The organism is Pseudomonas sp. 2,4-D (assembly GCF_030418155.1).
Lineage (GTDB): Bacteria > Pseudomonadota > Gammaproteobacteria > Pseudomonadales > Pseudomonadaceae > Aquipseudomonas > Aquipseudomonas alloputida.
Genome location: NZ_JAUHUI010000074.1, coordinates 1 through 8,176 on the forward strand (window position 1 = coordinate 1; position 8,176 = coordinate 8,176).

Here is an 8,176-nt window from a genome sequence, read left to right on the forward strand (position 1 = left end):
GGCACAGGATGGACTGGCCCGAAACAAACGTAGGAGCGGGTTTACCCGCGAAGCGCCGCGCGGGCGGCGCTCGATCTGCGCCCCACCACCACCACCTCGTCGAACCTCTCGTCGCCCCCACGGCGCTCCCATCAAATTCTACTGCGAATAACCCTTCAGGAAATTGCCGATCCGGCCAATTGCTGCTTCCAGGTCATCCACGCGCGGCAAGGTCACCACGCGGAAGTGGTCCGGCCACGGCCAGTTGAACGCCGTCCCTTGTACAATCAGCAGCTTCTCTGACAGCAGCAGGTCAAGGGCGAACTTCTCGTCGTTGAGGATCGGGCAAACCTTCGGATCGATCCGCGGGAACGCATACAGCGCCCCCATCGGCTTCACGCAGCTGACACCGGGGATATCGTTGAGCAGTTCGTAGGTGCGGTTACGCTGCTCCAGCAGGCGGCCTGGCGGTAGCACCAGGTCGTTGATGCTCTGGTAGCCGCCCAGCGCGGTCTGGATGGCATGCTGGGCCGGCACGTTGGCGCACAGGCGCATGTTGGCCAGCATGTCGATGCCTTCGATGTAGCTTTGTGCGTGGTGCTTGGGCCCGGAGATGATCAGCCAGCCGGAGCGGAAACCCGCTACCCGGTACGATTTGGACAAGCCGTTGAAGGTCAGGCACAGCAGGTCCGGGGCCAGCGAGGCGGTGCTGATGTGCACGGCTTCGTCGTACAGGATCTTGTCGTAGATCTCGTCGGAGAACACCACCAGGTTGTGCTGGCGGGCCAGCTCCAGCATGCCCAGCAGCAGCTCTTTGGAGTAGACGGCGCCGGTCGGGTTGTTCGGGTTGATGATCACCAGCGCCTTGGTGTTCGGGGTGATCTTGGCCTTGATGTCCTCAAGGTCAGGGAACCAGTCGGCCTGCTCGTCGCACAGGTAGTGCACCGGCTTGCCGCCGGCCAGGCTCACGGCGGCTGTCCACAGCGGGTAGTCGGGGGCCGGGATCAGTACTTCGTCGCCGTTGTTGAGCAGCGCCTGCATCGACATGACGATCAGCTCGGACACACCATTACCCAGGTAGATGTCCTCGATGGTGACGCCTTCGATTTCCTTCTGCTGGCAGTACTGCATCACGGCCTTGCGTGCGCTGAACAGGCCCTTGGAGTCGCTGTAGCCCTGTGCGGTGGGCAGGTTGCGGATCACATCCTGAAGGATTTCATCAGGCGCCTCGAAGCCAAACGGCGCCGGGTTGCCGATGTTCAGCTTGAGGATGCGGTGGCCTTCCTCCTCCAGGCGTTTGGCGTGCTTGAGCACTGGGCCGCGAATGTCGTAGCAGACATTGGCGAGCTTGTTCGATTTGCTGAACTGCATGATGGGATCCCGATTGAGAAAACGCGCTACGCCCCGCCGAAAGGTTTGAAAGGGCAGGAAGCGGGTGCCAGACTGAACGCCTGGCACACGAAGCCAACTAATATACGTGCCACCCGAGCCCCGGAAAAGACGGTGTGGGGTGAAATTCAGCCTGCCGAGGTTTCTACATGAAAAAGATCGAAAAAACCCTGGACGAATGGCGGTCGATGCTCGACCCCGAGCAGTACCAGGTCTGCCGCCTCAAGGGCACCGAACGGCCATTCAGCGGCAAGTACAACAGCGAGCGCCGCGACGGCATCTACCACTGTATCTGTTGCGGCCTGCCGCTGTTCGATGCGCAGACCAAGTTCGACGCCGGCTGCGGCTGGCCGAGCTTCTACGCGCCGATCGAGGACAGCGCGATGATCGAGATCCGCGACACGTCCCACGGCATGATCCGCACCGAGGTCACCTGTGCCCGTTGCGACGCGCACCTGGGGCATGTGTTCCCTGACGGCCCGCCACCGACCGGCCTGCGTTACTGCATCAACTCGGTGTGCATCGACCTTCGTCCGCGCGACTGACCGGAGCCCGATCATGGCTGCAACGATGCTGAACATCCCCTGCGTGACCCTGGGCGGCGAGCACAAGACGCTCGGCGACTTCCCGGGCAAGGTGCTGTTGGTGGTCAATACCGCCAGCCAGTGCGGATTTACCCCGCAGTACAAAGGCCTGGAGCAACTGTGGCAGGCCTACCGCGACCGTGGCCTGGTGGTACTGGGTTTCCCGTGCAATCAGTTCGGCAAGCAGGAACCTGGCGATGCGCGGGAAATTGCGCAGTTCTGCGAGCGTAATTTCGGCGTGAGTTTTCCGCTGTTTCGCAAGGTCGAGGTCAACGGCCCGGGCGCTCACCCTCTGTTCGTTGAACTCAAGCACCGCGCGCCGGGTATTTTGGGTAGCCAGAAGATCAAGTGGAACTTCACCAAGTTTCTGGTCGACCCGGCCAGTGGCCAGGTCAAGCGCTATGCCCCCACCACCAAGCCACAGGCCCTGGAGGCGGACATCGAGCGATTGCTCAGCCGCTGAAGGGCACCCAATGGTCGACCAGGGCCAGTAGCTCTTCGCGGCGGAAAGGCTTGGCCAGGTAGTCGTTCATGCCCGCCGCCCGGCAGCGTTCGCGCTCTTCGGGCATCGCGTTGGCGGTGAGGGCGACGATGGGCAACTCGGGCCAGCGGCCGCTTTGGCGGATACGCCGGCTGGCCTCGTAGCCGTCCATCACCGGCATGTTGCAGTCCATCAGCACCAGGTCGAATTCCTCACGCGCCAGCAGCTCAAGGGCTTCCGCACCCTGGGTGGCCAGTTGCACCTGGCAGCCGAGCTTGGCCAGCATGCCCTTGGCCACCAGCTGGTTCACCGGGTTGTCTTCTACCAGCAGTATCCTCGCACGGCCTTGCTCCTGGGTAAGGACCGGGATGGCCAGCGGGTGTTCGGGCTCATGGCCTTGCAACGTGCGGCGCAGGGTCTGGTACAGGGCGTTGCGTGCCAATGGTCGGGCCAGCTGGTGCAGCGGTGCCAAGGCCAAGGACTGCTCGTTGGGCAGGAAGTTGCCGTAGGCAGTCACCAGCAGAATCGGGGTTTTCAATGCCGGGCGCAGTTCGAACAGGTGCTCGACGTCGTCGGTGATCAACAGGTCGACCACTGCCGCATCCAGCGTGGCGTAACTGTCATGGCGCTGGTAGGTCAGGCCCCAGGCGGGCAGCAAGTGCTGTAACAGTTCATTGAGCCCGCTGCCGGCTGCGCTCAGTGCGGCCACGCGGCCATGCAAGGGCGCTGGCGGGATGGCTTCGGTGTGCACGGTCAGCGGCAGCTCGGCGGTAAAACTGCTGCCAAAGCCCGGCTCGGAGCGAATGTGCAGGTGGCCTTGCATGGCCTTGCACAGGTTGCGCGTCAGCGCCAGGCCCAGGCCGGTGCCACCGTACTGGCGGGTGATGCCGGCGCCGGCCTGGGTGAAAGGCTGGAAGATGCGCGCCTGGGCGTCTTCGGGGATGCCGATGCCGGTATCCCGTACCTCAAGACGCACACCACCGACAATGGCCGCCAAGCGCACATCGACGCGGCCGAAGCGGGTGAATTTCAGCGCGTTGGACAGCAGGTTGCTGACGATCTGCCGCACACGCGTGGGGTCGCCGAGCACGCTGCTGGGGAAGTCGCTGGCGATCAGGCAGGTCAGCTCCACACTTTGCGCGGTGTTCTGCGACAGCAGGTTGGCAGTGTCTTCCACCATCGAGCCCATGTCGAACGCAATGCGTTCCAGTTCCAGCTGGCCGGCATCGAACTTGGACAAGTCGAGAATATCGTTCAGCAGCTCTACCAGCACCTTGCCCGAGTCGTGGGCGATAGCCAGTTGCTGGCGTTGTTCGCTGGGCAGCGGGTTGTCCAGCGCCAGGGCGATCATGCCCAGCATGCCGTTGAGCGGGGTGCGGATTTCGTGGCTCATGTTGGCCAGGAAGGCGGCGCGAGCCTGGGCCATGTCCAGCGCTCGGCTGCGGGCTTGTTCCAGCTCCTGGTTGGACAGGCTGAGGCTGCTGTTGCTGGCCTTGAGCTCGTTGGTGCGCGCCGACACGATGTCTTCCAGCTCGTTCAGGTACTGGGTCAGACGGTTTTCCGCAGTGCGCCGCTGTTCGATCTCGGTGGCCATGCTGACGAACTGCTGGTTGGCGACCTTCACCAGCACGCCGATTTCGTCATGCTCATGTCCGTGTGGGCATTCCAGGCGCGTTTGCCGGGGTTTGCGCGGGTCGCTGCCGCTGAGTGCGCCAATCACCGTCACCAGCGGCTTGGTCAGCATCATGTAGAACAGCGCCAGCAGGAGGCCGGTGAGCACCAGGCTGCGGGCAAAACCATTGAGCAGGGTGATGCCGGCACGTTCGAGAAAGCGGCTGCCGAAGGCGAAGGTGTCGATGTCCAGGTACAGGGTGCCCAGGTATTGCTCCGGCATCTGGGTCAGGTACAGGCGCTCCTTGAACTGGCGTTGCTCGCCGAACAGGAAGTCGCTGAGTGGCCGGGAGCGGTCCTGCAGTTTTGGCCGCTCGACATCGGCCAGTACCGTTTCGTTGTTGTCGATCAGTCGTGCGCGGATGACGGCCGGCGACTGCAGCAGGCCGCGGGTCAGCTCCAGCGCCAGTTCCGAGTCGATGTTGTAGGCGATGCGCGAGGCCGGGTTGTGGCTGATTTGCAGCAACGCGTTCACTTCACGGTTGATGGACGCGTCTTCGCTGGCATAATCGATGCCGATCTGGATGAGACTGAGCAATGTTCCCAGGATGAAGCCGACCAGGACTGTCAACCGGGCTTGCTTGTATGACAGGCGATTGGTGAACTTGATATCCATGAGTCCCGAGCCGGTTTCCCGTTCCTTGCGCTGCGCAAGCATAGCCGAATAGCCCCGGCTGCTGGTGGGTCTGTCTGTTCATTTCAGTTGATCGCCAAGCGGGGGCCGCTTGGCGCCCCTTCGCGGGCTTGCCCGCTCTCACAGGTACAGCTTAGCCCCAGGCTGAAGGCAAGCCCTGTGGGAGCGGGCAAGCCCGCGAAGGGGCGCGCAGCGGCCTCCAAAAAACTGAAATTGTTAGGAGTCGTCATGGACGCTCGCTTGATCGCTTTTCTGGACCGCGCCGAATCGGTACTGGCGCGCCTTGAACCCCTGTTGCCGGCACAACGCCCGCACATCGACTGGGGCACCACACTGGCCGCGCGCTGGCAGCGTGATGGCCGCAGCGGCTACCTGCTGCCGCTGGACGTCAGCCTGGACATCCGCCTGACCGACCTGATCGGCATCGACAAACAGCGCGACCAGCTGGGCCGCAACACCCACCAGTTCATCAACGGCCTGCCAGCCAACCACGCGTTGCTGTGGGGCTCGCGTGGTACAGGCAAGTCGTCGCTGGTACGTGCCCTGCTGGCCGAGCACGCCAGCGCCGGCCTGCGCCTGATCGAAATCGAACGTGACCACCTGGCCGACCTGCCGCGGGTGGTCGAGCAACTGCAGAAGCTGCCGCAACGCTTCATCCTGTTCTGCGACGACCTGTCGTTCGAAGCCGGGGAGGGCGATTACCGGGTGCTCAAGAGTGTGCTCGACGGCTCGCTGGAGCAGGCCCCGGACAACGTGCTGCTGTACGCCACCTCCAACCGCCGCCACCTGGTGCCCGAGAAGGAAAGCGACAACGAGAACTGGAAGCGTGTCGACGGCGAGCTGCACCCCAGCGAAGCGGTGGAGGACAAGATTGCCCTGTCTGACCGTTTTGGCCTGTGGCTGTCGTTCTACCCGTTCACCCAGGACCACTTCCTGAACGTTGTCGAGCACTGGATTGGCCAGTTGGCGCAACCTGCTGGCCTTGCCTGGCAGCGCACCGAAGAACTCGACATCCTCGCCGTGCGCTGGGCCACCGGCCGCGGTAACCGTAATGGCCGTTGTGCCTATCAGTTCGCCCGCTACTGGGTCGGGCTGCAATTGCTGGAGCAAAAGTAAATGATCGACCTCAATGCCAGTGGCGCCGGCCTCGAAGGCTATAACCTGCTGGCGGCGCAAGTGCAGGCGCTGTTCGCCGACGAGCGTGACTTCATCGCCAACGCCGCGCAGTTTTCCGCGTTTCTGTATAACCAGGTGGACGACCTGAACTGGGCGGGGTTCTACCTCAACCGCAACGAAGAGCTGGTGCTGGGCCCGTTCCAGGGCCAGGTGGCGTGTGTTCGCATTCCGTTCAGTAAAGGTGTGTGCGGGGCCGCGGCGGCAACGCGGCAGACCCAGCGGGTAGAAGATGTACATGCATTCCCGGGCCACATTGCCTGTGACAGTGCCTCCAACAGTGAGCTGGTGATCCCGTTGGTGAAGGACGGCAGGTTGATTGGCGTGCTGGACCTGGATAGCCCGACGGTCGGGCGGTTCAGCGAGGCGGACCAAGTGGGGCTGGAGCGGTTGGCGGCGATCTTTCTGGCATTGACTGACTGCTGATCGATGTTGCCTGTGCCGGCCTCTTCGCGGGCAAGCCCGCTCCTACAAGGGCCTGTGTCCGGCCGCCGATGTGTGTCCACCTTTGGTGTAGGAGCGGGTTTACCCGCGAATACGGTGGCGGCGGCAGCGATGAATGACCAGGGATATTGGTCAGCAGGCCCGGCCCTTTCGCGGGTAAACCCGCTCCTACAACGGCCTGCGCACAACACTCGAAGTGGGTACACCGCCGTGTAGGAGCGGGTTTACCCGCGAATACGGTGGCGGCGGCAGCGATGAATGACCAGGGATATTGGCCAGCAGCCCCGGCCCTTTCGCGGGTACAGGTTAACCAATCAGTCGTAGATCACCTTCTTCTTCCAGGTTTCTTCCTCATCGGTCTTGAGCCCATCGGTCAATTCGTTGTGCTCGTCCTCCGCCGGTGCCATGCGGTCCAGCACCTGGGCATTGGCCCGGGCCAACAGTTTCTCAAGATACGTCAGCTGCTCTTCATACACCTTAGGCTCGGGCTGCTTACGCAAATACTGCACACCGCGCTCGAAGGCCAGGCGCGCCTGGCCGGGCTGGCCTTTTTGCAGGGCCTGTTGGCCGAGGTTGTTGAAGAACTCTATATGCAGCAGCACCAGGATATGGCGGATTTCCTTGACCCAATGCTTGGCCTCGACGGCGGGCAAGAAGCCCTCATGGGCAGCGCGGGTCACCTGATTGTGCAGCGCCTCCAGCAAGAAGCGTACGTCCTTGGCCTTGATCTCGGTGTGGATCGGGTTGGGTGGGTTGTTGACCGGGATCTTGTCGCCCAGGGCAATCAGCCCTTCCAGTTCGGCGATGCGCGCCTTGTATTCGGCATTGCGCTTGTCCACCGCCAGCAGGCGCTGGTTGAGGTTCAGCTCCAGGCGGGTCAGCAGCAACTTGAGGGGCGGGGTCATGAACTGGCCGGGGAACGTCTCGGTAATCTCGCCACAGCGGCGCAGGCGGTCGGCGAGCTCGATCTTCGTCCGGGCGCGCTCAAGCTTGCCATTCTCGACCACATTGTTGAGGTAGCCGATCACGATCAGCAAGGCGATGCCCGCCACGATGAGCAGGGTGATCAGAAGTGGTGTCACCGTTAATGCCTCATGAATAGGTTTGCATGATTGAGTGTAGGAGCGAGATTGCTCGCGAGAGGCCCTGACAGCCATTCTCTTTTTCTATCGGCAAACTGTGCCATGACTGGATGCTGGCACATTAATGCTGACTTGACGCCAGAAAATCAACGCCAAACCCTGGCAGGGGTACCAAAACAGCGTTGGGTGTACCCGGAAGTCATTGATTTAAATAAATTTCTACAAAGGGGTTGACGCCTTCCCGAACCATCCATAGAATGCGCGCCACTTGCAGCGTAAAGCACACAGCGAAACGCGGCAGGGAGTGAAAGCAGGCAGTAATGCCAGCAGCGTGTCCCCTTCGTCTAGTGGCCTAGGACACCGCCCTTTCACGGCGGTAACAGGGGTTCGAGTCCCCTAGGGGACGCCAAATGCGGGAATAGCTCAGTTGGTAGAGCACGACCTTGCCAAGGTCGGGGTCGCGAGTTCGAGTCTCGTTTCCCGCTCCAGTTTCTCCGGCACTGCTTAACGGCGGGGCAGGAAAAGAAAATCCAGGCTGAATCGTGAGGTTCATGTTCTGGTGCACTGAAAAGTGTTGTGTGTCCCCTTCGTCTAGTGGCCTAGGACACCGCCCTTTCACGGCGGTAACAGGGGTTCGAGTCCCCTAGGGGACGCCAAATGCGGGAATAGCTCAGTTGGTAGAGCACGACCTTGCCAAGGTCGGGGTCGCGAGTTCGAGTCTCGTTTCCCGCTCCAGTTT

At 62.1% G+C, this 8,176-nt stretch carries 7 protein-coding genes and 4 tRNA genes; 8 read left to right on the forward strand and 3 right to left on the reverse strand.

Annotated elements, in window-relative coordinates; all coding sequences use genetic code 11:
* Nucleotides 1–138: 138 nt before the first annotated feature.
* Entirely contained in the window at nucleotides 139–1,350 is a 1,212-nt protein-coding gene (locus tag QYE47_RS26900) for a pyridoxal phosphate-dependent aminotransferase (RefSeq protein ID WP_012271123.1), read from the reverse strand.
* Nucleotides 1,351–1,517: 167 nt separating this feature from the next.
* Between QYE47_RS26900 and msrB the strand changes: the two genes are divergently transcribed.
* Both msrB and QYE47_RS26910 read left to right on the forward strand, forming a co-directional pair.
* A complete protein-coding gene (msrB, locus tag QYE47_RS26905; protein ID WP_010952901.1) occupies nucleotides 1,518–1,913 on the forward strand; it encodes a peptide-methionine (R)-S-oxide reductase MsrB in 396 nt (131 codons plus the stop codon).
* Nucleotides 1,914–1,926: 13 nt separating this feature from the next.
* Nucleotides 1,927–2,415 carry a glutathione peroxidase gene (locus QYE47_RS26910; protein ID WP_014591950.1) on the forward strand — a complete coding sequence of 163 codons (489 nt, stop codon included), beginning with the start codon at nucleotides 1,927–1,929 and terminating at the stop codon, nucleotides 2,413–2,415.
* On the opposite strand, the gene QYE47_RS26915 is transcribed toward QYE47_RS26910, so the two are convergent.
* Nucleotides 2,405–4,762: a response regulator gene (locus tag QYE47_RS26915; protein WP_014591949.1), complete on the reverse strand. Its 2,358-nt coding sequence runs from the start codon at nucleotides 4,760–4,762 to the stop codon at nucleotides 2,405–2,407. The genes QYE47_RS26910 and QYE47_RS26915 overlap by 11 nt on opposite strands.
* 204 nt (nucleotides 4,763–4,966) lie before the next feature.
* Between QYE47_RS26915 and QYE47_RS26920 the strand changes: the two genes are divergently transcribed.
* Both QYE47_RS26920 and QYE47_RS26925 read left to right on the forward strand, forming a co-directional pair.
* Nucleotides 4,967–5,854 carry an ATP-binding protein gene (locus QYE47_RS26920; protein WP_014591948.1) on the forward strand — a complete coding sequence of 296 codons (888 nt, stop codon included), beginning with the start codon at nucleotides 4,967–4,969 and terminating at the stop codon, nucleotides 5,852–5,854.
* Nucleotides 5,855–6,337, forward strand: coding sequence for a GAF domain-containing protein (locus QYE47_RS26925; protein ID WP_014591947.1), 483 nt, complete (start codon nucleotides 5,855–5,857; stop codon nucleotides 6,335–6,337).
* Nucleotides 6,338–6,669: 332 nt separating this feature from the next.
* Here the strand turns inward: QYE47_RS26925 and QYE47_RS26930 are convergent, their stop codons facing one another.
* Nucleotides 6,670–7,437: a hypothetical protein gene (locus QYE47_RS26930; RefSeq protein WP_014591946.1), complete on the reverse strand. Its 768-nt coding sequence runs from the start codon at nucleotides 7,435–7,437 to the stop codon at nucleotides 6,670–6,672.
* Nucleotides 7,438–7,770: 333 nt separating this feature from the next.
* On the opposite strand from QYE47_RS26930, the gene QYE47_RS26935 reads away from it, so the two are divergent.
* The 4 genes from QYE47_RS26935 to QYE47_RS26950 all read left to right on the forward strand — a co-directional run bounded on the left by QYE47_RS26935 (nucleotide 7,771) and on the right by QYE47_RS26950 (nucleotide 8,172).
* A tRNA-Glu gene (locus tag QYE47_RS26935) sits at nucleotides 7,771–7,846 on the forward strand.
* Between the two features lie 3 nt (nucleotides 7,847–7,849).
* Nucleotides 7,850–7,925, forward strand: a tRNA-Gly gene (locus QYE47_RS26940).
* A 92-nt stretch (nucleotides 7,926–8,017) separates the two neighbouring features.
* Nucleotides 8,018–8,093 (forward strand) — tRNA-Glu (locus QYE47_RS26945).
* Between the two features lie 3 nt (nucleotides 8,094–8,096).
* Nucleotides 8,097–8,172: transfer RNA gene (locus QYE47_RS26950), tRNA-Gly, on the forward strand.
* The last annotated feature ends 4 nt before the right edge of the window (nucleotides 8,173–8,176 follow it).

Coding starts and splice junctions, on each gene's coding strand:
- QYE47_RS26900 (WP_012271123.1), bottom strand. CDS start 1,350: ATGCAGTTCAGCAAATCGAACAAGCTCGCCAATGTCTGCTACGACATT.
- msrB (WP_010952901.1), top strand. CDS start 1,518: ATGAAAAAGATCGAAAAAACCCTGGACGAATGGCGGTCGATGCTCGAC.
- QYE47_RS26910 (WP_014591950.1), top strand. CDS start 1,927: ATGGCTGCAACGATGCTGAACATCCCCTGCGTGACCCTGGGCGGCGAG.
- QYE47_RS26915 (WP_014591949.1), bottom strand. CDS start 4,762: ATGCTTGCGCAGCGCAAGGAACGGGAAACCGGCTCGGGACTCATGGAT.
- QYE47_RS26920 (WP_014591948.1), top strand. CDS start 4,967: ATGGACGCTCGCTTGATCGCTTTTCTGGACCGCGCCGAATCGGTACTG.
- QYE47_RS26925 (WP_014591947.1), top strand. CDS start 5,855: ATGATCGACCTCAATGCCAGTGGCGCCGGCCTCGAAGGCTATAACCTG.